The organism is Acinetobacter qingfengensis (assembly GCF_008693185.1).
Lineage (GTDB): Bacteria > Pseudomonadota > Gammaproteobacteria > Pseudomonadales > Moraxellaceae > Acinetobacter > Acinetobacter qingfengensis.
Map to the genome: position 1 here is coordinate 104469 of NZ_VXKN01000005.1, position 25028 is coordinate 129496.

24 protein-coding genes and 2 pseudogenes are annotated in these 25028 nt (G+C 37.9%); 12 read left to right on the forward strand and 14 right to left on the reverse strand.

The features are described from left to right. The first annotated feature begins 26 nt into the window (after window positions 1-26). The 3 genes from F4V57_RS08215 (at window position 27) to F4V57_RS08225 (ending at window position 2678) form a co-directional block, all read left to right on the forward strand. The gene (locus F4V57_RS08215; RefSeq protein ID WP_150330548.1) at window positions 27-1130 is read left to right on the forward strand and encodes a YqaJ viral recombinase family nuclease; all 1104 of its coding nucleotides are present in this window, start codon (window positions 27-29) and stop codon (window positions 1128-1130) included. Between the two features lie 288 nt (window positions 1131-1418). Then, a complete protein-coding gene (locus F4V57_RS08220; protein ID WP_070070730.1) occupies window positions 1419-2363 on the forward strand; it encodes a recombination directionality factor in 945 nt (314 codons plus the stop codon). Between the two features lie 87 nt (window positions 2364-2450). Beyond that, complete coding sequence (locus tag F4V57_RS08225) at window positions 2451-2678, forward strand: helix-turn-helix transcriptional regulator (RefSeq protein ID WP_070070729.1); 228 nt, start codon at window positions 2451-2453, stop codon at window positions 2676-2678. Between the two features lie 103 nt (window positions 2679-2781). Here the strand turns inward: F4V57_RS08225 and F4V57_RS08230 are convergent, their stop codons facing one another. Both F4V57_RS08230 and F4V57_RS08235 read right to left on the reverse strand, forming a co-directional pair. Beyond that, window positions 2782-3813, reverse strand: coding sequence for a DUF2955 domain-containing protein (locus F4V57_RS08230; RefSeq protein WP_070070728.1), 1032 nt, complete (start codon window positions 3811-3813; stop codon window positions 2782-2784). Continuing rightward, window positions 3803-4867 (reverse strand): HlyD family secretion protein, encoded by a 1065-nt coding sequence (locus tag F4V57_RS08235; RefSeq protein WP_070070727.1) that lies wholly within the window; start codon window positions 4865-4867, stop codon window positions 3803-3805. The genes F4V57_RS08230 and F4V57_RS08235 overlap by 11 nt, the downstream gene beginning before the upstream one ends. Window positions 4868-4963: 96 nt before the next feature. Between F4V57_RS08235 and F4V57_RS08240 the strand changes: the two genes are divergently transcribed. Beyond that, complete coding sequence (locus F4V57_RS08240) at window positions 4964-5857, forward strand: LysR family transcriptional regulator (protein WP_070070726.1); 894 nt, start codon at window positions 4964-4966, stop codon at window positions 5855-5857. A gap of 135 nt (window positions 5858-5992) precedes the next feature. Here the strand turns inward: F4V57_RS08240 and F4V57_RS08245 are convergent. Continuing rightward, window positions 5993-6172, reverse strand: a pseudogene (locus tag F4V57_RS08245) (IS3 family transposase); the annotation flags it as partial. On the opposite strand from F4V57_RS08245, the pseudogene F4V57_RS08250 reads away from it, so the two are divergent. Continuing rightward, a pseudogene (locus F4V57_RS08250) lies at window positions 6168-6293 on the forward strand (IS481 family transposase); the annotation flags it as partial. The pseudogenes F4V57_RS08245 and F4V57_RS08250 overlap by 5 nt on opposite strands. Before the next feature lie 227 nt (window positions 6294-6520). Here the strand turns inward: F4V57_RS08250 and F4V57_RS08255 are convergent. The 5 genes from F4V57_RS08255 to F4V57_RS08270 form a co-directional block, all read right to left on the reverse strand. Next, the gene (locus F4V57_RS08255; protein WP_070070725.1) at window positions 6521-6877 is read right to left on the reverse strand and encodes a hypothetical protein; all 357 of its coding nucleotides are present in this window, start codon (window positions 6875-6877) and stop codon (window positions 6521-6523) included. A gap of 29 nt (window positions 6878-6906) precedes the next feature. After that, window positions 6907-7131, reverse strand: coding sequence for a hypothetical protein (locus F4V57_RS08260; protein ID WP_070070724.1), 225 nt, complete (start codon window positions 7129-7131; stop codon window positions 6907-6909). Beyond that, on the reverse strand, window positions 7128-7262 hold the full coding sequence (locus F4V57_RS15015) for a hypothetical protein (protein ID WP_264754224.1): 135 nt from the start codon (window positions 7260-7262) through the stop codon (window positions 7128-7130). Before F4V57_RS15015 ends, F4V57_RS08260 begins: the two co-directional genes overlap by 4 nt. Window positions 7263-7266: 4 nt before the next feature. Beyond that, the gene (locus tag F4V57_RS08265; protein WP_070070723.1) at window positions 7267-7524 is read right to left on the reverse strand and encodes a hypothetical protein; all 258 of its coding nucleotides are present in this window, start codon (window positions 7522-7524) and stop codon (window positions 7267-7269) included. Window positions 7525-7686: 162 nt separating this feature from the next. Continuing rightward, complete coding sequence (locus tag F4V57_RS08270; protein WP_070070722.1) at window positions 7687-8019, reverse strand: hypothetical protein; 333 nt, start codon at window positions 8017-8019, stop codon at window positions 7687-7689. A 565-nt stretch (window positions 8020-8584) separates the two neighbouring features. Here F4V57_RS08270 and radA point away from each other — a divergent pair. Both radA and F4V57_RS08280 read left to right on the forward strand, forming a co-directional pair. Further along, window positions 8585-9985, forward strand: a complete 1401-nt coding sequence (radA, locus tag F4V57_RS08275; protein ID WP_070070721.1) for a DNA repair protein RadA — start codon at window positions 8585-8587, stop codon at window positions 9983-9985. A 168-nt stretch (window positions 9986-10153) separates the two neighbouring features. Beyond that, the gene (locus tag F4V57_RS08280) at window positions 10154-11617 is read left to right on the forward strand and encodes an AlbA family DNA-binding domain-containing protein (RefSeq protein ID WP_070070720.1); all 1464 of its coding nucleotides are present in this window, start codon (window positions 10154-10156) and stop codon (window positions 11615-11617) included. A gap of 66 nt (window positions 11618-11683) precedes the next feature. Here F4V57_RS08280 and F4V57_RS08285 read toward each other — a convergent pair whose 3' ends face one another. Further along, window positions 11684-12814, reverse strand: a complete 1131-nt coding sequence (locus F4V57_RS08285; RefSeq protein WP_227515714.1) for an XRE family transcriptional regulator — start codon at window positions 12812-12814, stop codon at window positions 11684-11686. 20 nt (window positions 12815-12834) lie between these two features. Then, complete coding sequence (locus tag F4V57_RS08290; protein WP_070070718.1) at window positions 12835-13524, reverse strand: hypothetical protein; 690 nt, start codon at window positions 13522-13524, stop codon at window positions 12835-12837. 174 nt (window positions 13525-13698) lie between these two features. Between F4V57_RS08290 and F4V57_RS08295 the strand changes: the two genes are divergently transcribed. Next, entirely contained in the window at window positions 13699-14736 is a 1038-nt protein-coding gene (locus tag F4V57_RS08295; protein WP_070070717.1) for a restriction endonuclease, read from the forward strand. Between the two features lie 595 nt (window positions 14737-15331). Here the strand turns inward: F4V57_RS08295 and F4V57_RS08300 are convergent. The 3 genes from F4V57_RS08300 to gacA are packed head-to-tail and all read right to left on the reverse strand — an operon-like array spanning window position 15332 to window position 19011. Continuing rightward, window positions 15332-16750: a sigma-54-dependent transcriptional regulator gene (locus tag F4V57_RS08300; protein WP_070070716.1), complete on the reverse strand. Its 1419-nt coding sequence runs from the start codon at window positions 16748-16750 to the stop codon at window positions 15332-15334. A 38-nt stretch (window positions 16751-16788) separates the two neighbouring features. Continuing rightward, window positions 16789-18366, reverse strand: a complete 1578-nt coding sequence (locus F4V57_RS08305) for a sensor histidine kinase (protein ID WP_070070715.1) — start codon at window positions 18364-18366, stop codon at window positions 16789-16791. A gap of 9 nt (window positions 18367-18375) precedes the next feature. Beyond that, window positions 18376-19011, reverse strand: coding sequence for a response regulator transcription factor GacA (gacA, locus tag F4V57_RS08310; protein ID WP_070070714.1), 636 nt, complete (start codon window positions 19009-19011; stop codon window positions 18376-18378). A 180-nt stretch (window positions 19012-19191) separates the two neighbouring features. Here gacA and F4V57_RS08315 point away from each other — a divergent pair, with 180 nt between their 5' ends. Beyond that, window positions 19192-20277, forward strand: coding sequence for a D-alanyl-D-alanine carboxypeptidase family protein (locus F4V57_RS08315; RefSeq protein ID WP_081409267.1), 1086 nt, complete (start codon window positions 19192-19194; stop codon window positions 20275-20277). Window positions 20278-20397: 120 nt separating this feature from the next. On the opposite strand, the gene F4V57_RS08320 is transcribed toward F4V57_RS08315, so the two are convergent. After that, complete coding sequence (locus tag F4V57_RS08320; RefSeq protein WP_070070713.1) at window positions 20398-22113, reverse strand: electron transfer flavoprotein-ubiquinone oxidoreductase; 1716 nt, start codon at window positions 22111-22113, stop codon at window positions 20398-20400. Window positions 22114-22343: 230 nt separating this feature from the next. Here F4V57_RS08320 and F4V57_RS08325 point away from each other — a divergent pair, with 230 nt between their 5' ends. The 3 genes from F4V57_RS08325 (at window position 22344) to F4V57_RS08335 (ending at window position 24949) form a co-directional block, all read left to right on the forward strand. After that, window positions 22344-22904 (forward strand): DUF1285 domain-containing protein, encoded by a 561-nt coding sequence (locus tag F4V57_RS08325; protein WP_141729281.1) that lies wholly within the window; start codon window positions 22344-22346, stop codon window positions 22902-22904. Window positions 22905-22972: 68 nt separating this feature from the next. Then, the gene (gene murI / locus F4V57_RS08330; RefSeq protein WP_070070712.1) at window positions 22973-23833 is read left to right on the forward strand and encodes a glutamate racemase; all 861 of its coding nucleotides are present in this window, start codon (window positions 22973-22975) and stop codon (window positions 23831-23833) included. 120 nt (window positions 23834-23953) lie between these two features. Further along, complete coding sequence (locus F4V57_RS08335) at window positions 23954-24949, forward strand: DUF4062 domain-containing protein (RefSeq protein ID WP_070070741.1); 996 nt, start codon at window positions 23954-23956, stop codon at window positions 24947-24949. Window positions 24950-25028: the final 79 nt, after the last annotated feature.

A 25028-nucleotide genomic window follows, 5' to 3' on the forward strand; every position in this document is an offset into this window, starting at 1 on the left:
AATTTTTTACCGAAATGGAGTATTTCATGAATAGCACACCTACTACTTTAGCATCCAACAATCATTTATCATCAGTGATTCCTGCACATTCTGTTTCTGCTTTAAATCCACCATCTATTAAGCAATATCCATCTCGTCAATCTTTATCCAACAGAGCCAAACGGTTGATTAGTACCAAGAACATGAACCGTCAGGACTGGTTAAAGGTACGTCAACAAGGGATTGGTAGTAGTGATGCTGCCGCAGCCTGTGGACTTAATCCACATCAATCCATGCTGGAGCTGTGGATGCTGAAAACAGGACGCATGCCAAGTCCAGCCCAGCAACCCACAGAGCATCGTTATTCCCCTTTATATTGGGGACAACAATTGGAACCGTTGATTGCCAAATACTACCAGCACAAAACAGGGCATAAAGTTCGAAAAGTCAATGCAGTGTTACAACATGCTGATACAGACAAAGCCTTTATGTTGGCGAATCTAGATTATGCCGTGGTTGGATGTGATGATGTGCAGATACTGGAATGTAAATCCATCGGTGAATGGGGTGTCAAACACTGGAAAGAAGGTGTGCCGTTATATGTCTTGATACAGGTACAACATCAATTGGCGGTGACAGGCAAACAGGCAGCGCATATTTGTGCCTTGTTCTGTGGACATGAAGCCAGAATCTTTAAGGTAGAGCGCAATGAAATTGTGATTCAGCGATTAATTGCCAGTGAACGTATTTTCTGGGATTGTGTGGAACGGGATATTCCACCGAGTGTCGATGCCAGCGAATCTGCGGCCAAAGCCTTACAACTTTTATATCCTGAACATACCCCCTTAGAAACCGTTGATTTTAGTACGCTAGTCGGAGTAGACCAGTTATTTAATGATTTACTGCTGGAAGAACAGCAATTGGCACAGCACCAGACTAAATATGATTATCTCAAGCATCGTATTCAATCCTTGATGAAAGATGCTGAACGAGCCGTCTTTAGCAAAGGCAGTGTGACATGGAAAAAATCCAAAGACAGTATCGTATTGGATCATAAGCAGTTACTGAAACAACAGCCTGAACTACTGCAACAGTATCCACAAACCCGACACGGCAGTCGACGTTTTAATGTCTATCCTGCAAAAGCGTAAATCTTCTATCTGCATCAATGAAATATTAAACAGATTTTTATCACAGCAAACGTTTACTTATTTATTTCCCAAATTTAAAAAATCTGCAAAGCCACCCCATTTGCCCTTTCTTCAAATATGAAGAAAGGGCGTTGGCGCAGCTTTGCATTCTTGCATATCGCACAATAATTTCTCTCATGACCTGTGATTGGAAATCATTTTTTTAGACCGTTTAAAAATAGGGCGTGGGAGTAGTGCATTCAATAGATTTGGGGAATCCGTAAATAAGTGCAATCGAGGACAATCATCATGATTAAAGGTTTAGCCATTACCCCACCTGTGTTGGGGCGTATTAGTATCGGTAAAATTGTAGAAAAGAACGGTAAACGACTGCCTGAAAAGGATGACCAGTTTACCATCACCAGCCAGATTCAAAATAAGGATGGCTGGGTCAAGCATCCACTGGATGAGCAGCTTAGAGCCAAAGCACAAAATGGCAAACTCAGAACCATTCCAGTGCGTATGATTTTTAATGATCCTGAACTGAATTTAAGAGCGGAATATACTTTATTTGACCGTCAAACAGGACGACCTGTCTGTGTCGGTAATGGCGAAAGCTGTCAACGCCTTACGCAACAGGGTGTAGAACAATTGTCCTGTCCATCGCCTGACTTATGCCCACTGGCACAAGGTGGACAATGCAAACCCTATGGTCGTTTACATGTCAATCTGGATGACAGTGATGAATTGGGGACATTTATCTTTAGAACCACAGGCTACAACAGTATTCGCACACTGGCAGCACGTTTAAGTTATTACCATGCGGCATCTTGCGGACTATTGTCATGTTTACCGTTACAACTGACCTTAAGGGGTAAGTCCACCACACAGAGTTATCGTACCCCAGTATATTACGTGGATTTAACGTTGAGAGATGGCGTGTGTTTAAAAGATGCCATTCAAATGGCGAAAGAAGTCGATCAACACAGTAAGGATGCGGGCTTTTATCAGGAGGCTTTGGATTTTATTGCTAAAGCAGGCTTTAACAATGCGGTATTTGAATTACAGGAGGATGACGGCATGCAGATTGCGGAGGAGTTTTATCCTGAAATCAGTGAACAGGCAGAACATTCACATATAGAGGCACAACAGCTACAAAAAGCAAAAACACAGCATAACAGCGAGCATACCGAGCTTAATCCTGTGATGCAATTAACACAGGGATTACGGCAAAGTGTCAAGGCAGTGAACTAAACCTGAATCATGGCTCAAGGTTAAAAAATACAGAACACCGACTTGTATCGAGAGAAACCGCTCTCGATCACATTTCGGAGAAATTACATGAACGCATCTACTGAGTATCAATATCGTATCTTTAACATTAAAGCTGTGATTGAAGTCACTGCCTTAAGTCGTTCGACCATCTATGAACTGATTAAACCAACATCACCGTATTACGATGCAAGTTTCCCCAAACCAGTACGTTTAACAGAAATCCGTATTGGCTGGGTGTCGCAGGAAATCTACGACTGGCTAGAGTCGAAGATTGCACAACGGGAGGATAAATAGAGGGAGGTGACTCCCTTTATTTTTTTATTGGCTGGACTGAGATCCAAAGAAAGATTGTTTTGAAAAAATTGCTCTGTTATTATTTGTATAAACACTATTTGATTTAAACCCATCGAGTGGATTTAAATTGATTAAGAAAATAATGAGTCATGTTGACACATAACAACATTAAACAAACAGCTAGTGTTATAGAAATAGCTCTATACATACTTTCACCAATTTGATTGTTCATTGGTGTTAAAGAACCATAGAGAATAGCAATTGTTGTGGTACCAGGAAACCCTTTACCAGGTATCCCTTCACGTGCATGCTCAGTACAGAAAATTAGCATGCCAATAATATAAAAAATTAATGTAATCAGCCATATATGACTTAAATTATTAACGATAAGTTGAATAAGCATTACAAAACAACAGCTAGTAAATACACCTAGTAATCTTTTTTGCGCAGATATCCAAATCATATCTCGTCGCAGACTCATTAATACAAGAATAGTTGCAATTTGTGCTCCAAAAGAATCACTTAACGATAATGACTGAAATACAATAAATTGCATGCAACAGCATATCGTTCCAAGCCAAACACGATGATTTAGTTGTATTCTGGTTAAATGTGGTGGTGAAGGCGGTGGTAGTTTCTTTCCTTTGTCTGGGAATAGTAAAAATGCTAAATAACTGACGATTACAGAAATAATAGAGGCAGTAATTTGTGCATAAAATAGAGAATTCCAGCTTGTTGCATCATAGCTTGCTAAATGAACAATACTGGTAAGGATACAGACAGATGAGGCACCAAAAATAAATAACCCTTGAACCATACACTTAAAACATAGCCATGAAAAAAATGTAAAACATAAAAGCATTATTATTGGATGTGGAGAAAGTTTAGCCACCAAAAAACCAGATGCCATCAGTCCAAATACCGTACTTGCTAAGAATTCAATGGTAATCTTCGCATTGGTTCTTGTTGGAATGAATCCCAACAAAACAAGTGGGTAAACACCGTAGAATGCTCCATAAGGCAAATCAAACATACTCGCAATACACCATCCAAGTGTCGCCCCTAAGGTCATACGCTTAGCCTGTTGCCAAGCATTTTCATCAATTGATGCTTTCCAAAGATGTTTAATATACATACTTAAAGATAGCTCCTAGATGAATTTGAAGTCGACCTATCAGTCGCGTCAATATATTATTGTTTGGGATTAACTGAACAGTACAACGTGACCCACTTGCAATATCAACATCATCAGGCATATCATCAATTAAAATATCTACACGTAAGCGTTCTGCACGACGTAACCAACGATCAGTTTGAGTTGTTGCTGCAAGGCTTGCATTCGCATTGAGTTGTCCTTGTTCAATACCAGATTCAATGGCTTGCACCTTACCACTAAAAACTTTACCAGGTATTTTATCAAAACTTATATATGCAATATCCCCAGCCTCAACATGACTTAATGTTTTTTCCCTAAAATCTGCTGTAATAATGGGCTTGTTTTGAACCACTGCGAGAACAGGAACGCCTTTGGTGGCATAATCTCCAACATGAAGTTGAAGATTAGTCACTTTACCATCAGTTGCAGCGATCACAACTGTACGTTTAAGGTCACGATTTGCAATAGATAAATTTTGCTGTGCGATTTGGATATCAACGTTATTATTTTCTTTTTTGCTATATTCAACTTCTAACTCTTTGAGTTTTGCTATTTTATACTCTAGTTCAGCAAGTGCCTGATCACGCATGGTAAATGCATCATTCCTTTCATCTTTAGACATTGCATTAATATCTAATTCTGAAATTCGCTTAGCATGATCATTTGCTTTAGAGACCTGTGCCTTTGCACTCTTTACGTCTGATTGAGCCGCTATGATTTGGGCATATAACTTTTGATTATTCTGTTTCGCTTTATTTAATTGCAATTGGGCAGCATAAACATCTTGTTGATATGATGTTGCATCAAGTGAAAAAAGTGGTTCTCCTTTTTTAACGTATTGATTGTTCTCAATATGCAAACTAACAACTTGCCCTGACACATCTGGTGCAACCTGAGTAATAGGTAAATAGACACGAGAATGCGGTGTTAGTGGAAAAAAGAAATCAGCGAAGATTAGATAAACAATCAGTAAGAGTCCAGCAATTGTAAACCTTAATACTGTTTTTCTAAAAATATCATCAGCATTTGCCATATAGATGACTCCAAAAAGAACTATTGAAGCGGTTTTACTGCAAATGGGAAATAGATATAATGCAAGTTATCCTTGCAAAAAATGCAATTATGAACAATGAAAAATAGTATCAATGACATGGCGTTATTTATTAAAATTGTAGAAAATGGATCGCTAACACGTACCGCTATAGCATTGGATATGTCACTTTCAGCAGTGAGTCGTCATTTAAAAGAACTAGAACAACGATTGGATGTTTGTTTAATTATTCGACATGCTCAGCAATTTAAAATGACGAATGAAGGTACCATCTACTACCAAAATGCCAAAGCCATTATGAAAAGTATTGATGAACTTGAAGAAGAAGTAAGAGGGAAAGGGGTACTTCGGGGAAATTTAAAAATAAGTACTACACATGGATTTGGAAAAAAGCATATGGCTCCTCTTTTAGCAAAATTTTCAAAAATGCACCCAGAGCTTAGAATTTCATTAAGTCTTTTAAATAACCTAAGTTTTATGGGAGATAGCATAGACATTGCTCTTATGGTTAATCCACCTAAAAATGATAATTATGTGATGGATGTCGTTCTAAAAGACAATTATGTAATTGTTGCCTCACCAGATTACTTACAGCGAACACCAGAAATTAACACTCCTTCAGATTTGTTAAAACATCATTGCTTATGCCTTAATAATGATAGAATTATAATGAATAAATGGTCATTTTATCTTGATGGATATGAGAATAATGTTCAAGTTCAACCTTACTTATTAACAGATAGTGGCGAAACACTAAGAGATTGGGCATTAGCTGGCGAAGGGGTTGCCTATAAACTGAGTTGGGATCTTGTCGATGATATAAATACTGGGAGATTGATTCAATGTTTACCCCATTTGAAAACTGAACAATTGGAATTATGTATTGTCTATCGGAAGCAACGAAACCAACCTGCACGTATACGTGAAATGATTAAATTTTTAAAGGCAAATATATTAAATTCTTTAAGCTAGCTTAAATTAGTATAAGGTGATAAAAATCATAAACATTAGGGAGCGAACTCCCTAATAGCCTTGAACCTTGATTACCACGCACAAATTTTAAAATCATTCCCGATCTGATCTGACCCCAATAAGTTGGACAGTTGATTAAAAAGCTTTTAAGGACTGAGTTCTATACTGTACAGGGCTTAGTCCTTTTAATTTCACTTTGATTCTTTCATGATTGTAATAGTGAATATATTTTTTCACGGTTTGTTCCAATTCATCAACTGAATTAAATTCCTCACCATAGAAACATTCGGATTTTAGTATTCCAAAGAAGGACTGGCTGAAATTCTATAATACTGAACGGACTCATCAAGGAAAAATGTCTTGTGGTCGTACACCATTTGAAACTTTACTTGATGGAAAACGAATTTGGGTTGAGAAAAATTTAGCTCAAATTTAACCTGACAGACACAATAAAAAATGGGTAGCTGTCAGATCAGGTTTGAGCTAGTACACTTATTGAGTGCCGTATTTGATTTCTAAGGTATTTTTCTCAGCCTAAAATCAATTAATATTCATTACGATGTTGTCATAAATTGGTAAGTTGTTTTATTTTAATCTAAAGATTTACCTTGAAAAAACAATTAGCGAAGAGTTTCCCTAATTGTTTTTAAATTTAAATATTTACTACCAAGCACAAACTTTAAAATCATTACCGACCCAGCAAGCTTTCTGCTTTTGTGAACGTACAGCTTCACCCCACATGGAACCGCCACCACCGATTTTAGTCGCCTGTACTACAGCTTGGTCTTTGCCTTCAATAATAATCATTAAACCTTCAACCCCAACTTTTTTCACAAAGCTGGGATGACTGATATAAAAACTACCACCGCCTTGAGACTCAAAATTGCATTTACCTTTGTAACGGGTTTGACCGCCCTCATCAATCTGGCAAGTAGCTTCCTTGGCTTTGGCTTGTACCAGTGTTGGATAAGTTGCAACCAATCCAGCAGAAAGCATTAAACCCAGTGTAAATTTTTTCATAACATTTTTCCTATAAATAGACATTAAAATTATTTAGAACGTAAAACTAGTGCACCGATAATGAGTAAAATCAATACCCCACCAATAAACTTACCGACAGAGGGAAACATTACCGCAGGCCAGACAATGCCTTGACCAATGTTGTAGGCAAAAGATTTATAGTTATACTGTCCCCAAAAATGCTGATACACCGCAAAGAAGAACCCGATAATCAAATATCCACCAATCACCCATGCCTTAATGCTGTCTTTCATTTTGTATCCCCACCTACAGCAAAATTAACCAATAACATAAACAGCCCCACCAGAATCATAAAACCAATAAAAGGCAGACCCAGAAATGCCACAATAATGATGACCACGATCACACCTGCAAGAAAACGCATTGGTTTACTCCCGCATACACTGCATTGTGCTTTGCATCATATCGTTCTGGAATTGTTCGGTTTGGCTCATGGTGTAAAGTTGATTTTTAAACCCATCCTCTCCATATTTATCTTCAAGCCTTTTATAAATACATTTACAGGTAGAACCTTCAATGCCACCTGTTTTACAACCACTGATAAACTGACGTTCTTCCTTACTCGCACAACCAACAGCAGACACCCCGATCAATACTAATGACAGGGCAGATAAATACATTCTCATTGTTACTCCGTTCATTATTCTTTTTTTAGATATGATTAAACGTAGTCAGCGTATGACGAAATACAGCCTGAGACAGCAACAGAAAAATTCAGGTCAAAACAGTCAGAAAGCTGACACAACCATAACTAAAATAGTCAAAGTACACATGCACAAACTGAACTGTTATTTACAGGTCACTTTTTTGGCATTCTGAAATTCCATGATGGTGGTAATGCCTTCATAGTTTTCAAACTTTTGGTCTTTGGCAGTGATTTGAATGCAATCACCTTTTTTAACGGATTTCAGGTTTTGATATTGTTTAGGGGTAAGATCAACCGTGTAAACAGAAATATTGCCTTTATTGGTTGCAAAGAAAGCCGCTTCTTCGCTCCATTGAATATTATTTTTAACTTTAACGGTCATGCTGGCAGCATACAGACTTGAGGTGGAAAATAGTGCTGTAACAGCCAATATCTGGACTGATTTTTTGATGAGGGATGGTGCAAAGATTTGCATGGTGATGACTCCTTAGCTAAAAAGAAGTTCTACCAAATCACTGCTAAATGATGGTGGCAGAACGAGAGCGGGTTAGCAGACTGATAGCTAAGAATCAGCACGCACGAAGGCGTCCCCCTCCCGTTCCACCGTAGAGGGGGCACGAGAAAACACGCACAAAAAACACAGTTAAACTGTATTGTTGTGCGCTTAGCTAAAACGGTCTGCTAAAACCGACTGGCGATGTAGGCCAGCAGGGGAATGATAAATTTATGAGGGGAGTTAGTCAATTCTTATCAGAACGGTTTAATGATTATAAATACTGGATTTGGATTATTATGTTGAATTTGATATGAACAAAGAGGTTGTAAATTATTTTGCGTAAGTCTGATATTTTAATCGAACATCTAAACGAATTGTAAACTAATGCAATGCTATTTTTACCTGTCTATTTTACGAAGTAATTAAGTCAATTTAATTTTTTTCCTCTATTCTCAACCAATTCCCCTTATTTCACCGCCTTGCTTGAGATTAATAATTTGCCTTGATATGGTGTTTTTGATGATTGAAAAAACAGAGTTTTACAATGGCTAAAAGTACAGTCTATGTATGCAGTGATTGTGGTAAGGAGGAGGATAAGTGGACAGGACAATGTATCCAATGTGGTGAATATAACAGTTTCAGCAAAACAACAGTTGAACGAAAGGCTCAACATCGGGCTACGGCAGGTTTAAGCCATTCTGGCTATGCAGGACAACAACATCATATTACGAAATTAAATGCCGTTCAGCTTAGTCAGGAAATTCGGTGTTCAACAGGTATAGGAGAGTTTGATCGTGTATTAGGTGGTGGTTTGGTTACTGGATCAGTAGTTTTAATTGGTGGCGATCCTGGCATTGGCAAATCAACATTGCTTTTACAGACAGCGACTCATATTGCAGAAAATCAATCAGTTTTATATATTACAGGAGAGGAGTCACTATCCCAAGTTGCCATGCGAGCTAAACGATTGGGGTTGCCACTGGACAGGTTAGATGTCATGGCAGAAACGAATGTAGAGCGTATTTGTGAAACGCTTATGGAACAAAAATCTGCCGTTGTGATTTTAGATTCTATTCAAACACTTTATACAGAATCTATTGAGTCGGCATCTGGAAGTGTAGCTCAAATTAAGGAGTCTGCTTCCATTCTGACTAAATTAGCAAAGCACTCAGATATTTCTTTAATTGTAGTTTGCCATGTTACTAAAGAAGGTGCATTAGCTGGACCAAAGGTACTAGAACATATGGTGGATTGTGTATTGTATTTTGAAGGTCAAACGGATCTACAGTATCGCATGATACGAGCAGTCAAAAATCGTTTTGGTGTGGTCAATGAATTAAGTGTTTTTGATATGACAAATCAGGGATTAAAGGAAGTGATAAAACCAGCAATGATTTTTCTGGATCGTTATGGTGAGGCAGTTGCTGGATCTATTGTCATGGTTGGTCGAAATGGTGTACGTCCATTTTTAGTTGAAGTGCAGGCATTGGTGAGTAAAACCCCCAATGCACCCAGACAGCTCATTTCAGGTCTGGAGCATAATCGCTTGTCACTGATGCTAACTATTTTGAAAGAACATGCCAAAGTGGATATTCTTGAACATGGCGTCTATTTGAATATTATTGGAGGTCTAAAGATTACCGAAACAGCGTCAGATTTGGCAGTTCTATTGGCTTGTGTATCTAGCTTGAAGAATCAACCCTTGCCTCACGATATGGCTGTGTTTGGTGAAGTCGGTCTGTCTGGCGAGATTCGTTCTGTACCCCATGCGCAGGAACGCATAAAGGAAGCACAAAAGAATGGATTTAAAACTATAGTTGTGCCTAAAGTGAATCAGCCAAAACAATCTATTGACTCTATCAAAGTGATTGCTGTGGAATATTTGTATCAGGCTTTGCAGGCTGTGTTTGAACAAAATAGTGAGGAACTTAGGCAAGTGGGATAAAGCAAATTGATTTTACCTAACATTATTTAGAGTGTTTGCTGTGAATAATGAGTTTCATCTAGTAAAGTAGCGATTATGGTACAGGTAAATTTTGTTGTGGTATCTACTGAATTTATTGCTAGTACACCGTATTGAAACCCTATACAGAAGAGAGATCAACGATAGTTAATGAATGCTGAACATCCACTATTGCTAGAGATTCAAAAAGGCGAAAGCAAGACGCTAGAATTTAAACAGCAGTTACCCAAAGGGCAACAAATAGCCAAGACTTTAATCGCCTTTGCAAATAGTAGTGGCGGTAAGTTAATTGTTGGGGTTTCGGATGATCGGCAGTTAGTTGGGATTCAGGAAGATATCTTTGACTTACAAGATAAAATTACCTCAATGATTTATGAGTTGTGCAGCCCGCAATTGGCAGCACAAATCTATATTGAAAATATTGCAGGCGTAGAGTTATTGGTTGTGGAGGTGGCTCGTGGAAGTTTATTTCCATACTATCTTAAATCTGTGGGGCGTGAGCAAGGTACATATATCCGTTTAGGTGCAAGTAACCGTGTTGCATCGCCTGAAAATATTCAACAACTAGAATTGCAACGGTTCAATGTCAGTTTCGATTCGTTGGCAAATTATCAATATCCTTTAGACAAACTAGATTTAACTGTATTGGAAATTGCGTTCAAGGCTACCGATAAAGCATTAACTTTAGAAAAAATGCTGAACCTAAAACTGGTTATAGAGGAACAAGGACAGCAGTATGCCAGTCATGGCTTATTGATTTTATTGGGTAAATATGAGCATGTCATGACCCAGTGTGCCAGATTTAAAGGCACGAACATGAGTGTATTTTTAGACCGTAAAGAATATACAGGAGATTTGTTTTCTCAAATTGAGCAAACAGAAATTTTTATTAAAAATCATTTGTCTTTGCGTGCCGAAATTCGTGGTTTAAAACGTTACGATTATTTGGAAATTCCAGAAAATGCAATTCGTGAAGCCTTAATCAATGCCTATGTTCATCGGGACTATAGTAATTTTGGGCGTAATATTAAAGTCGCTATCTATGATGATCTAGTCAATATTGTATCTCCAGGTGGATTGCCTAATGGTTTAACCGAAGCAGATTTATTGCAAGGACGTTCAGAAATTCGTAATCGGGTATTGGCTCGTGTGTTTAGAGAACTAGGCTATATTGAGCATTGGGGTAGTGGTCTGCAACGGATAAAACAAATCTGTGAAGCAGAACATTTAACCACACCTGAATTTCTGGAAACTGGTGATTTTTTTGATGTGAAGTTATATCGTCCTGTGATTGAGTCGTTAGGTGGCTCAATCGAAGATTTAGGTGGCTCAATAGGTGGCTCAATCGAAGATTTGGGTGGCTCAATGGTAGACACTGAAATATTGACTGACCGACAAAATAAGATTTTAGTTTTAATTCAACAAAATCCCAAAATTTCTTATCGTGATATGGCGGTACAGTTGGGTATCAATGATTCGGCAGTAAAAAAACACCTCAATCATTTAAGAGATACAGGTTGGCTTGAGCGTGTTGGTGGAACACGTGGGTATTGGCTGGTTAAAAAAAGTTTTAATGTTGATCACCTATCATTAAATAATAAAGATAATGGATGAGTGTGTGTTTATAATCATCCACGTATCTCTATATTTTATCGAGCTATAAGCTCAAATAGGATAGTTTTAAATCACTGTGAGCATACTTCTACGTCTTTCAGCTTCAAGGTTATAACGTTTAGAAGCTATATGGAAAGTAAGATTGTTAATTTCCTCTAGCGTTATATTTAAAGCATTAGTAAGCTCAGATAGCTGAAACTTTTCGTCTGATAAGGCTTGAAAGACTTTATCTAAAAGAAGTGATGTTTCATGGGCTATAGGGTTTGGTTCGTTATTCTTTCCTCTTTGAGCTAATTGTTTATAAATGCTGGTGGCATTCCAAGTCGAAATAATCCCCAATTTATGGTAACGATAAGTTAAAGCAGCAGCAGAAACACGCCAGATACTTTTCTTCATTACAATGCTTTTAAGTGATGGAGATCGGATTGGTTCCGCAGATATGCTGCGCCTCGGCATTAAAAATGCGGATGCAAAAGCATTGGCTTCCTGCTCTTGAATGCCTTCAACGACTCCATGTTTGTGCATTACTAAATGCCCTAATTCATGTGCTAAGTCGAATCTACATCGTTCAGCAGTTTTAGATGTATTTAAGAAGATAAATGGACGATCATTAGTCCATCGGCAACAAGCATCTACGTCTTGAGCATCGTTTGTTAAAGAAAAAACACGAATACCTTTGGATTCTAATAGTGCAATTAAATTACCAATAGGTTGCTCACCTAGCCCCCATGCTTTGCGAAGAGTTTCAGCACATATTTCTGGAAAAGAAAATTCTAAATAATATTGTTCATTATCTTCATCTATCTCATCTAATGATTGGAAATTGTCTATAGAAACATCATTTCGTAATTCATGTAGATCAGGCACATCTGGTGCTGGTAAATCAAAATTCTGATCAATCCATTTGCTGAGCATTTCGGCTAAAATGGTTTGACTAATTGCCATGTCTCTTTTTTTAGCAGTCATTTTTGAAAGTGCTCTAAAACTTACTGCTTGAGCTTCTACTTTCTCAAAATCATCACCATAGAAAAAATTGACAGGAAAATCTAGGATTTCTGCTGCTTTCTGTAAAATACGGTCATCAACTTCTTGATTGCTATACCAATTTGAAATGGTTCTATCGGTTACATCTAAACGATGAGCCAGTTCTCTCTTTGTCAATCCACGGCGTTGACGAGCGAGATCAAAACGACTCATATTAAACATAGTATTGCCTCTTAAGCCTTTTTACGTCTAATTTGAAAATCAATAGACGGTGTAGGGTCTGGAGAATTAGGGGAAAGAATAGTATCAAATTCAGATTCAGGATCAATACTGATTTCTTTCAAAATTATACGTTCATGATATTCTGAAAAATATTTTCCATCTGGCGTTAATTGCGATGGGCATGATAGCTCACTTCTAATTATTTGATTTTTATAATCAATATAATACATTAGAGCCCAACACCATGTATCAACATGAAGTTTCTCTGTAAGCATATCCCCATCTAATTGAGCTTTTGCAATTAAGGAAAACATAGTGCCTTTAGGATTTCGATTTCTTGCTGTTTTAACCTCTTGAAATTGCTCTTCATTAGACGGAGTAAAACCTTTACGCCCGACATTGGCATTGCCTGCCATAAAGTTAATTAATATACCTAAACTTTTATGTTGAACCCATTCAGAATTGCTTCTTGAAAATTTACTGTACCCAAGAGGTATTAGCCTTTCTCGTAAAAAGGCTATGCCTTCAGCATATTGTTTAATTCCCCCATAAATTTTTGGATGATTCTTTGTTGTGCCTTTACGTTCAACAAAGCTATCATCTATAACACCTAAAAGTAGTTTTTGATCAAAATTGAATACTTCTTTTAACCTTGTTTTTACGAAATCTGGATCATCAATTGTTCGATTTAATGGTTGCATAGGATGGAATCTCTTTAATCTCAATCAAACTGATAATAACTAAAAATAAGTAAAAAAAATAGAAAAATTCATAATTTTTGGTGGAAAAAATAGAAATTAATGTATAAGCTTTGTCTTAGTTAATTTAGTAGTTAAGTTATTTTTATAAAAATTTATTAATATTAAAGGGTTGGTATGTTGAATTTTCAAGAGCTTCCTAAGAGTGGAGTGAAATTTGAACAATTAATTAGAGAACTTTTACTTAAAAAAGGACTTAGACCACAATGGACTGGAATAGGACCTGATAGTGGACGGGATTTATTGGTTGAGGAAGAGCTCAGAAGCTGTATAAAGGATAGTAAGCGAATTTGGTTAGTTGATTGTAAACATTTTGCTAATTCAGGAAAGACGGTTGGGGTAGCAGATATTATTGATATTAGGGATAGGTGTGACCGTGTAGGCGCAAAAGGATTTCTACTTGTATGCTCCACCACTGTATCATCTGAACTTTCTCGGAAGTTAGATGAGATTAATTCGAATACTAATATTGTAACAGAAATTTGGGATTCTATAACTATTGAGAAATTATTATTAAATCCAACGTCTTATTCCATTGCTCAGCAATTCTTTCCTGTTTCATTAGCAATCCCTGCTTGGCAGATGTTTTATACTGAACGTGAAGAAAGATGGATGTCACATTATAGAGGTTATTTTTTATATGTAGAAAGTCGTTCTGGTATAGAGCCACCTTGCTTAAGCGATTTAGAGGCAATCATACGTGAGTTAGAGCGTGTGGAGCTAGGCGTAAATGAATCATTGAGAATTCGTGCAATTTGGCATGATACACCAAATGGGCCAATATATAGTGTTTCTGCTGACTATTTAGTTCCATCAGAAAACTTGCCAGTATTGTCACCTTTAGATATTAAATATCAATTAAATGATTATTGTGTTAGTGGTGGCTTTGTTTATTGGCATATTAAATTACAAATAACATTACCTCAATCTGATTATTATTCTCCAGATGATCCTGCTTATTATAGTCTATTTAAGCAACCATTATTTAATGCTTTTTATGGTATAGGTGAGCTTTCACGAATAGCAGAATATAATAAATGGGTCAATCAAGAGCCACCTCTTATTAGAAATTTTAATGATCAGATGATATGGGAACATAATAAGGAGAAGTTTGGATATACAAAATTGGGAGATTTAGCGTGTCGTATATTATAAGTTAAGATGTGATGAGCGTGTTCACAGAAAGTTATTGTCTAAGTTGAGTTTCCAAAGTGGTGAATTGGGAATTATTTAAATCCTACTAAGAAATCCAAACATAGATAAGTTAAAAAGCTATGTGCAAAGATAGAGTTGTTAAAATATGTAAATATTTTTAACAAAAAAATTACGCCATTTTTACGCCATTTTGAAAATATAATTTAATTAAGTTTTTGATTTAATTTACTAAATTTATTTAGAGTGTCCAATCCATCATCGGCGCTACGCTGATTCTGAAATCTTTAGTATTTTTAAGGTTGTCTGATTTAATCATTAAAAATCATCCATTTCTATTAAAATTTATACAATAAGTGTGGGTTCTTCATAGTGTAAATTTTGCGGGCACTATATCATAATTTCATTGAAATTAATGAGTAATCCTTTATTTGGACTAGATCAATAGTGTCTTTATTGTACTGTAAGTCAGGCTATTATTGTGTAATTCAAAATATGGCATTTTTTATGTGAATTCTGCATCAAATAATCTTGATATCAAGTTCATTACGCCAATAAATATAATTGATATGCGCTATAAATTTTGGAGAACTTAATTTCATAGTTCTTCATCATCTAGCCCAAATTTTTTCAGACGATAACGTAAAGAGCGAAAACTCATGCCAAGTTTTTTTGCTGCTAGCGTCCGATTCCAGTGAGTGGAATCCAGAGCTTGAATCAATAATTGTTTTTCAATATTCGCGAGATACTCTTCTAGTCCTTCTTTGGGTAATGGGGTTTTTTCAGCGGCAGATTGAATTGATAGAGTATTAGGTGATGCTGAATTAAAGGGAGTTTGAGGAATATTTGAGATCTGTGGTTTGGTAACTTGTAAATGTTCAATATCAATCAATTGCCTATCACATAAGGTGACAGCACGCTCCATAATATTACGTAACTCTCGAACATTGCCTTCGTAGTAACCATTGAGAAGGTGTTGTTTTGCCTGCTCAGTTAGATAAAGTCCTTCAAGTTGCCAATCAGCACAAATTTGTTGTAAAAAATGTTCTGCTAGGATGATGATATCTTGTCCACGTTCACGTAAAGGTGGAATAAGAATATCAATCACGTGAATACGGAAATATAAATCCTGACGAAATTTACCATCTTGAATAAGTTGTTCCAGATTTTTATGGGTAGCACTTAGAATACGGATATCTACAGCAATTTCCTGATCACTACCAATTGGGCGAATTTTCTTCTCCTGAATGGCGCGTAATAATTTTACTTGCATGGTCAAGGGTAAATCCGCAACTTCATCCAGAAATAATGTGCCGGTATGTGCTGCCTGAAATAAGCCGATTTTATCCTGATGCGCACCAGTAAAGCTTCCTTTTTTATGGCCAAAAAATTCACTTTCCATCAATTCCTGTGGAATGGCACCACAGTTTACAGGCACAAAAGGTCCCTGATTACGGTTACTCAATTGATGGATCAGTCGAGCAACAACCTCTTTTCCTGTCCCGGATTCACCAGAAATATAAACCGGTGCCTGCGAACGGGCGAGTTTATGCAGTGTACGTTTGAGTTGCTGCATTACTGCTGATTGACCGATTAGGGTTTGATCTTCAATTTGTAAATCCAGTGCTGTAATGGGATGGTGGCCAACATCTAGAGCATGTTCTAGTAAAGCTTTGAGTTGAGCTTTCTGGATAGGTTTACTGACAAAATCAAACGCACCTGCTTTTAATGCAGAAATCGCAACATCCATATTGCCATAAGCACTGATAACAGCGACCGGTAGACCTGTATAATGTTGCTGAATATGTTGTACCAGATCAATGCCATTGCCATCAGGCAAGTTTAAATCAGTCAAACAAATACTAAACTGATGTTTGGCCAGTAAATGTTGTGCATGTTGCAGATTTTCCGCAGTTATGCACTGCACACCTAGACGTTTTAGTGTCATGGTCATGAGAATACGTAAATCCTCTTCATCATCCACAATAAGCGCTGGTAAATTCTCGTAAATTGTCATTATATTAAATCATTAAAATTCAAAGATTAAATTCATATTTAAGACTTATCTTCAGGTAAACATTCGATACGAAAACATGCTCCCTCAGATTGAGAAATATATTTTAGCCGAGCATGATTGGCTTCACAAAATGTTTTGGATAGATAAAGTCCTAAGCCTGTACCACTGGTTGCTGTACTGTAAAATGGCTCGAAAAGATTGTGCCGTTGCCGTTCAGATACCCCTTGTCCCTGATCCATAATATCTAAAAAAACCAGATCTGCAACTTGATGTGCTGCAATTATTACCTGACTTTCAGGCGATTTTTCATGTCCATGACGAATGCCATTACGAATCAGGTTAATGAGTACCAAGCGTAACTGATTTGGATCAAAAGTGATACATACCTTGTCTTCAATAGTCAAATGTAAATACTGTTGAATATCTACTAAATCCTCCTGAATAAAAGCTTTTAGCCATGGATACAATACAATTTGCTCAGGGTGTGTCTGATTCTGCCGTGACATGTTTAAAGTGTCTTCAATAATATGATTAATTCTGGAACATTGGCGTTGAATCATTTTGGTTAGAACTTGTTGTTCTACTTCGACCTCACTATCAAGAAGTTCATTGGCTTGAGCAATTGCGGCAAGTGGATTACGAATTTCATGAGCAATACTTGCAGAAAGTTGTCCTAACGAAGCCAATTTTAACTGTTGGACTTGTTGATCAATTTTAATTAGGCTTTCAATAATTAATAACGTCAGTTGCTGTTGATTGGAGCTGATTGGACGGTATTGAATGGACAGTTCTTCGGCCTCTGGATGTGGTTTAAACTGAAAAATACCCCGTAATTGTGCCTGAGTTTGTATTTGTAATAAATGATATAGCTGAGGATGAATTTGTGATAACTGATGTAGATGAGCAGAAGTATAAATTGGTAAAAATAATAAAGTACGTGCTGATTCATTAAAGGTAATAATTTCTCCTTTAGTATCAATCACCATAAAACCAGTATCAAGCTGTTCAATAATATTTTGATTAATGTGCTGTAACTGGACAATTGCACTACGCTGACTGACTGCAATCGACTCAACAAAATGCAGGCGTTTTACCGCAGCCTGCCCAAGGGCATAAGTCGCTAGAAATACCAGCGTAATAATACTGGAAGTACCAACAAAAGTGATGTGTTCACTTTCAAAAATACTGTAAAAAAATTGCTGATAGACTACAGCAATGATACTGAGTAAAGTTAGGGCTAAAGCTTGTTTAGAACTGAGCAGCATATTGGCTGCCAAAACCACCACAATAAATAGTAATATGGTAACAATATTGGGACCAGAGCTGATATACAGCATAATGGTCAAATGTAAAACATCAATAATCAGATAAGTAAAAAGCTGGCGTTGTAAGAGTTTTCGATAAAATTTGAAGCTGAAAAAGTTGATAAAACAAATAACAAAATAAGTAACACACAGTGCAAAATACAATGCAGGATATTTTTCGCCGAGGAAAGTATCATGTTGTGTTAATAGGACAGTAAATAATAATCCTGAAGCCAGAAATAAGCGATAACCCGTATAGGAAAGACCTAAGCGGTGTAGGGTTTCGTCTGCAATAAATCTGGTTTGACTCATGTAAATAGATTAAGGTTTGATTAATCCATAACGTACAGCAAGATGAGTCAATTTAACATCACTATCTACATTTAACTTTTCAAAAATACGATAACGATATGTATTTACAGTTTTGACACTCACAAACAATTTTTCGGCAATTTCCTGTGCACTAATACAATTAACCACCATCATTGCCACCTGCATTTCTCGCTCGGATAAAATATCAAAAGGCGATTGTTGTGTTTCTGATAAGTAAGAACTGGCCAATTGTTCGGCAATATCTGCACTAAAATATTTACCACCTTGCATTACTTTTTTAATGGCTTTGACCATTTCGATGAGCGGTGCTCCTTTGGTGATATAACCTTTGGCACCAGCTTTAAGCAATAATGATGGATAAGGTTCTTCTGCCAAGCCACTTACAGCCAATATATGTGTTTCGGGAACAGATTGTAATAATCGCCGAGTCGTTTCTACACCACCGATGCCCGGCATATTCACATCAAGTAACACCACATTAGGATGAAGTTGTCGAGCAACCTGAATGGCATCTTCTCCTGATTCAGCCTGACCAATCACATTAATATCGGGATGATCCTCAAGCATACGACAAATGCCTGTGCGGACTAATTCATGATCGTCAACAACTAAAACAGAGATCACATATTTCTCCTTAAAAGACGGGATTTTTGTTACATAAAGCAAAATTTGCTTGCAATTACACCACGATTTTAGCAATCCTAGTACAGTAGCCTCCACCTGCACCCTATGATTTCCCCGAGTTGTGGTCTAATTACGACAACATTGAGGTGGCTGGCACACTATTCAATAGGAAGCTGAGATATGATCGAAAGTCGTGTAAAAGTCATACATAATCACAAACCGCAATCAAAAAAGACCTCAAAAATCAGTCTGATATTACTGGGGCTGTTGAGTTGTAGCGTGAGCTTTGCTGACATTACAGTACATCAGAGTGTTGCGCCTTCGGCTACAATGGCATGGTCAGACGCACAAGCCAATCAACTGTTAAGTAATGATCAGCCAGCAGCGCAGGTTACGGTTCAGATACAACGTACAGAAAGTAAACCACGTACATCAGGCACAGTGCTAAACAATAGCACGGTTGCGAATAAATATCCAACAACAGCAAACAATTACAATACCGCCCGCGCAGGTCAGCCAAATGTGAGTGCACGTGCTGCAATTGTAATGGATGCACAAACCGGTGAAGTATTATATGGTAAAAATACCAGTTCTACGGTTCCGATTGCGTCAATTACCAAATTGATGACAGCGGTGATAACGGCGGATGCCCGTTTGAACATGTCAGAAAAAATCACTTTGCAGCCAATTGATTTTGCTGGTGCGGGTGGTAAAAACTCTTCTTCTACCTTACGTGCTGGTGATACATTAAATCGTGCAGAAGTCTTATTGCTTGCTTTGATGAAGTCTGAGAATCCGGCAGCTGCAGCATTGGCACGTACTTATCCTGGTGGCCGCCCTGCTTTTGTGGCCGCAATGAACGCTAAAGCTCGTCAATTGGGGATGACATCAACACATTATGTTGAGTCTACTGGTCTTGATCCAAGTAATGTATCTTCGGCTCGTGATTTGGCGATCCTAGTTAGCTCTGCATCACAATATGGCTTAATCCGTCAATTTTCAACTACAGCACATTATGATTTTAATCTTGGATATCGAGTGTTAAAGTCAAATAATACTAATGCATTAGTACGTAACGGTGCCTGGAATATTAATATTTCTAAAACAGGTTATATTAATGAAGCAGGACGTTGTGTGGTAATGTCTGCAACGGTAAATCAGCGTCCAGCTGTTATCGTATTATTAGGTGCATCTTCTACTGTTGCACGAAATAATGATGCAACTAATCTTCTTAACTGGTTAAGTAGTGGAATTACTACATTATAGTTTATAATTTTTACACGACTGAAACCTGTGTCAAACCACAGGTTTTTATTTTTCCAGCAAAAATCCGATTCATAATGAATCGGATTTTTAAATTTAAACTGGCTTTATTCATACTTCAAGTTACATATTCGGATAGTTAGGTCCACCACCACCTTCCGGTGTTACCCAGGTAATATTCTGTGAAGGATCTTTAATATCACAGGTCTTACAATGCACACAGTTGGCAGCATTGATCTGGAAACGCTTTGAACCATCCTCATGGTCCATGACTTCATACACACCAGCAGGACAATAACGCTGTGCTGGTTCATCCCATTTGGGTAAATTGACCTGAATTGGAATCTCTGGATTGGTCAATTTTAAATGTGCTGGTTGATTTTCTTCATGTACTGTGTTGGATACAAATACTGAAGATAAACGGTCAAAGGTCAGTTTGCCATCCGGTTTTGGATAGTTCGGTTTAAAGTGTTCGGCATCTACTGTTTTAATCACAGCAAAGTCTTGTTTCAGGTCATGTAAGGTAAACGGTACTTTAAAAATATTTTGGTCGATAAAGTTAAATGCACCGCCAACCCACTGACCAAATTTATGCATGGCTGGGCCAAAGTTACGGGCATTGTAAAGCTCTTCTTTTAACCATGAGTTGTTATACTTTTCAGTATAACTCGTCACTTCCTGAATAAAATGATCCTCGCCCTCAATGACACGAGCCACCATCAAATCACCACCTTTTTCGGCACCCGCTTGAATGGCTTCAAATACCGCTTCGGCACACAACATGCCGGACTTCATGGCCGTATGTGAACCTTTGATTTTGGAGAAGTTTAGGAAGCCTGCATCATCACCGATTAGGCAACCACCCGGGAAAGTGAGTTTGGGTAGGGCATTAAAGCCGCCTTTAACCACAGCACGAGCACCATAAGAAATACGTTTACCCCCTTCAAGGTATTGTTTGATCAGTGGATGGGTTTTCCAGCGTTGCATTTCCATAAATGGATACATATGTGGATTTTCGTAGGACAAATCCACGATCATGCCGAGTGTGACCTGATTATTCTCGGCATGGTACAACCACCAGCCGCCAGATGAGCCGGTTTCAGACAGTGGCCAGCCGGCACCGTGCATCACCAGACCCGGTTTGTGTTTGGCAGGATCAATTTCCCACAATTCTTTAATACCAATCCCGTAATGCTGTGGATCTACATCCTGATCAAGATTGTATTTAGCAATCAAGCGTTTACCTAGATGTCCACGACAACCTTCGGCAAACAGGGTGTATTTGGCATGTAGTTCGTAGCCCGGCGTGAAATTGTGAGTAGGTTGACCATCTTTGCCAATGCCCATGTCACCAGTCTGGATACCTTTGACGGTTGAGCCATCTTCATGATAGAGAATTTCGGCAGCAGCAAATCCGGGAAAAATAGATACTTCCAGCTCTTCGGCTTTTTGTCCTAACCAACGGACGACATTGCCTAATGAAATGACGTAGTTGCCTTCATTATGCATGGATTTTGGTACCATCCAGTACGGCATTTTCTGGGATTTTTCATCTGACAGCAGGAAATAGGTGTCATCTTGTGTGACTTCAACTGTTACAGGTGCGCCTTGATCTTTCCAATCTGGAAATAATTCGTTGAGTGCACGAGGTTCCAGTACTGCACCGGACAAGATATGTGCGCCAACTTCAGAGCCTTTTTCCACGACACATACGGACAGGTCAGGTAAATTATTTTCAATCGCAAGCTGACGCAAACGGATCGCAGCCGATAGACCGGATGGGCCTGCGCCTACGATGACAACGTCAAACTCCATCGCTTCGCGTTCGATGTGCTCCATGCAGAACTCCTCAAAATGTAAAGGGTGGCAACCGTAATACATTCGGTGCTGCCTTGAGTATGCAAAAAGAAAAGACACAAAAATCGTGTCAGAATAGAAATTACGATAGTATAGTTACAATGGGCAATGAAGCCAAATGGCAATGTACATTATTTTTACTGTCAATCGGGCAAAACGCAGTGCTGGTAAAGCGTTTTGATAAAAATGGACGCACCAGTCAGAGATCAACAATGAAAGATAAACAAACATTTGCCAATCTGAGCGATTTTTTACAACAGCTTCAGACTACACCAACAATTCCACCAGTACATTTATGGCAACCTGAATATTGCGGAGAAATGGATCTGGTTATTAAGGCCAATGGTGAATGGTGGCATGAAGGGCGGCCGATTTTGCGTCAACGCATGATTGATTTGTTTTCTAGAGTGTTATGGAAAGAAGGTGAGGACTATTATTTAAAAACGCCTGTAGAGAAAATCAAGATTGAGGTTGAGGATGTCCCGTTGTCGATTACTTGCGTAGATCAAATTGAACAACAGGGACAATCTTACATCCGTATGCAAACTGCAAATCAGGATGTATTTATCCTGAATGAACAACATCCACTCAGTTTGCGTGAATTTAAAGGTGAAATCCGACCTTATGTCAGAGTACGTTACGATTTGGAGGCTTTAATTCAAAGGCAGGCATTTTATCATCTGGTCGATCTAGGAGAGTTATTTGAACAAGAAGGTAAAACTATTTTGAAGCTATCCAGTGGTTCAACTTTCATGGAATTGATCGTGGCATAAAACAAATATCGGTGTATTATTTCCGATAATCCATTTTCTTTATATTCTCTCATTTCGCTATGCATGTGATGACCGCTTTTAGCCAACATAATTTAGCTATGCCGACTCCCGATATCAATGCGCCAATAGGTATTTTTGACTCTGGAATTGGCGGCTTATCTGTTGCTTTGGAAGTATTAAAATATCTTCCCAATGAGCGAATTCTATTTTATGCCGACACAGCAAATGTTCCTTATGGCTCCCGTGGCGATGCGGAAATTCAGCAATTAACTGCGCAAGCTATTGAATGGTTGTATCAGCAAGGATGTAAGATAGCGATTGTTGCCTGTAATACCGCATCAGCATTTAGTCTGGATTATTTGCGTGAACATTATGGTGAAAAATTCCCCATTATTGGTTTAGTTCCTGCGGTAAAACCTGCGGTAATCCAGTCTATCACCAAAGTTATTGCTGTTTTAGCTACGCCAGCCACGTTTCGGGGTAAATTAATTCGGGATGTGATTGATCATTTTGCAGTGCCAGCAGGAATAAAAGTTTTACCAGTGACTTGTCTGGATTTAGTACCATTGATTGAGCAGGGAAAAGCCATGAGCGCTGAATGCTTATTGATATTACAGCAGTTATTACAACCGGTAATGGATGCCGGCGCAGATTATCTGGTGTTGGGATGTACACATTATCCATTTTTGCGTCCTGCAATTGAGCAATTGTATCAGGATCGGTTGATTATGGTGGATTCTGGATTGGCAGTTGCACGGCAAAGTGGACGAATCTTGGCAAAACAGAATTTGCTTACCAGTACCATGATGCTGGGGCCACGACTTATTTGTGTGTTTAGTGGTAATAATAGCCAGGCCATGCGGCCGATTTTACAAAAAATGATTGGTGTACGAAATGATTGGAAACTTATTGATCTTTCCAACAGTTAAAAAATAGTGCATTCTGGTAAAATTTTTATCATAAAAAAAATTTTTGGGGTTGTGGTATTGGGGGTTGTTGCAAAGGGTAATTTTAAACCTTTTGTGTTTACCTTAGCTAAGGATTTAGTCATGGCAAATAAACGCTATTATGTTTATCTCTCTTCTTTTTTTGATGATGTGAAAGTTGAGCGATTGAAATTAGAAAATTGTTTATTGAATTTGGATACATTTCCCTGGGGCTTACATGAGCGCCGTTCTTCCTTGAATACAGCATTAGTTCGCCGTCAAATTGATGATAGTGATTATGTAATTGTTTTATTGGGAGGTAAATATGGTGACTTATCTGCTTCTGGATTAAGCTATTTACATCTGGATTTTTTATATGCGCTTAATAAACAAAAAATTATGATTAGTTTGGTGGATATGTTTCCTGACAAACGTTCAAATCAGGAACAAGATCAGCACCCTGAATTAATTAAGAAACTTGATCATTTTCGTCAATTGCTTAAAAAAGACAGCCAGTATTATTATGAATTTAAAAGTACACTGGATTTAGAAAGCTCTATGCGCCGTATTTTTGCTCAAGTGGTACAGACACATCCAGCTTCAGGTTGGATTAAATTAAATGAGCATGAAGCACAAGATCAGGCTTCACATATTAATACATCAAAATTTATCACTACAGCCGTAAAAAAATTGCCAGAACGTCATACTGTATTAGATACATTAGAAACAAAAGTCAGTGGAGATGAAAATGTCATTGTACGCTATCATGCTCATGCCTATCAGGATGGTAATTTACAGGATATTCGGCCACAAAGACACCTAGGCTGGTTTCAAATTCTACAAATCTTATCTACACATTTTCAGACGCCTGCACTTGAAAATAACTTTGCCAGAGCACTAAATCAGTATTTGGAAAGTACAGCATTATCTGATGCCCGCCAAATATTTCCTCGGGCACATGCTGTTGCCAGAACACAAATTGATGAACAATGTTTACAGGAAATTAAATTACAAATGAAGTGGAATAACTGGATTGTCCCTTTAGCACAACATCAAGCGGGCGCCAGAACATATTGGGAATTAACCATGGAAGCCAAAAAATTACTACAGGTAATGTAGTTTTATCGCATAGTGATTCTGGCAGAAGTGTTTAATTCTCCAAAAAACTGTTATGGTAAGGCAGTTTTTTGATATGCAG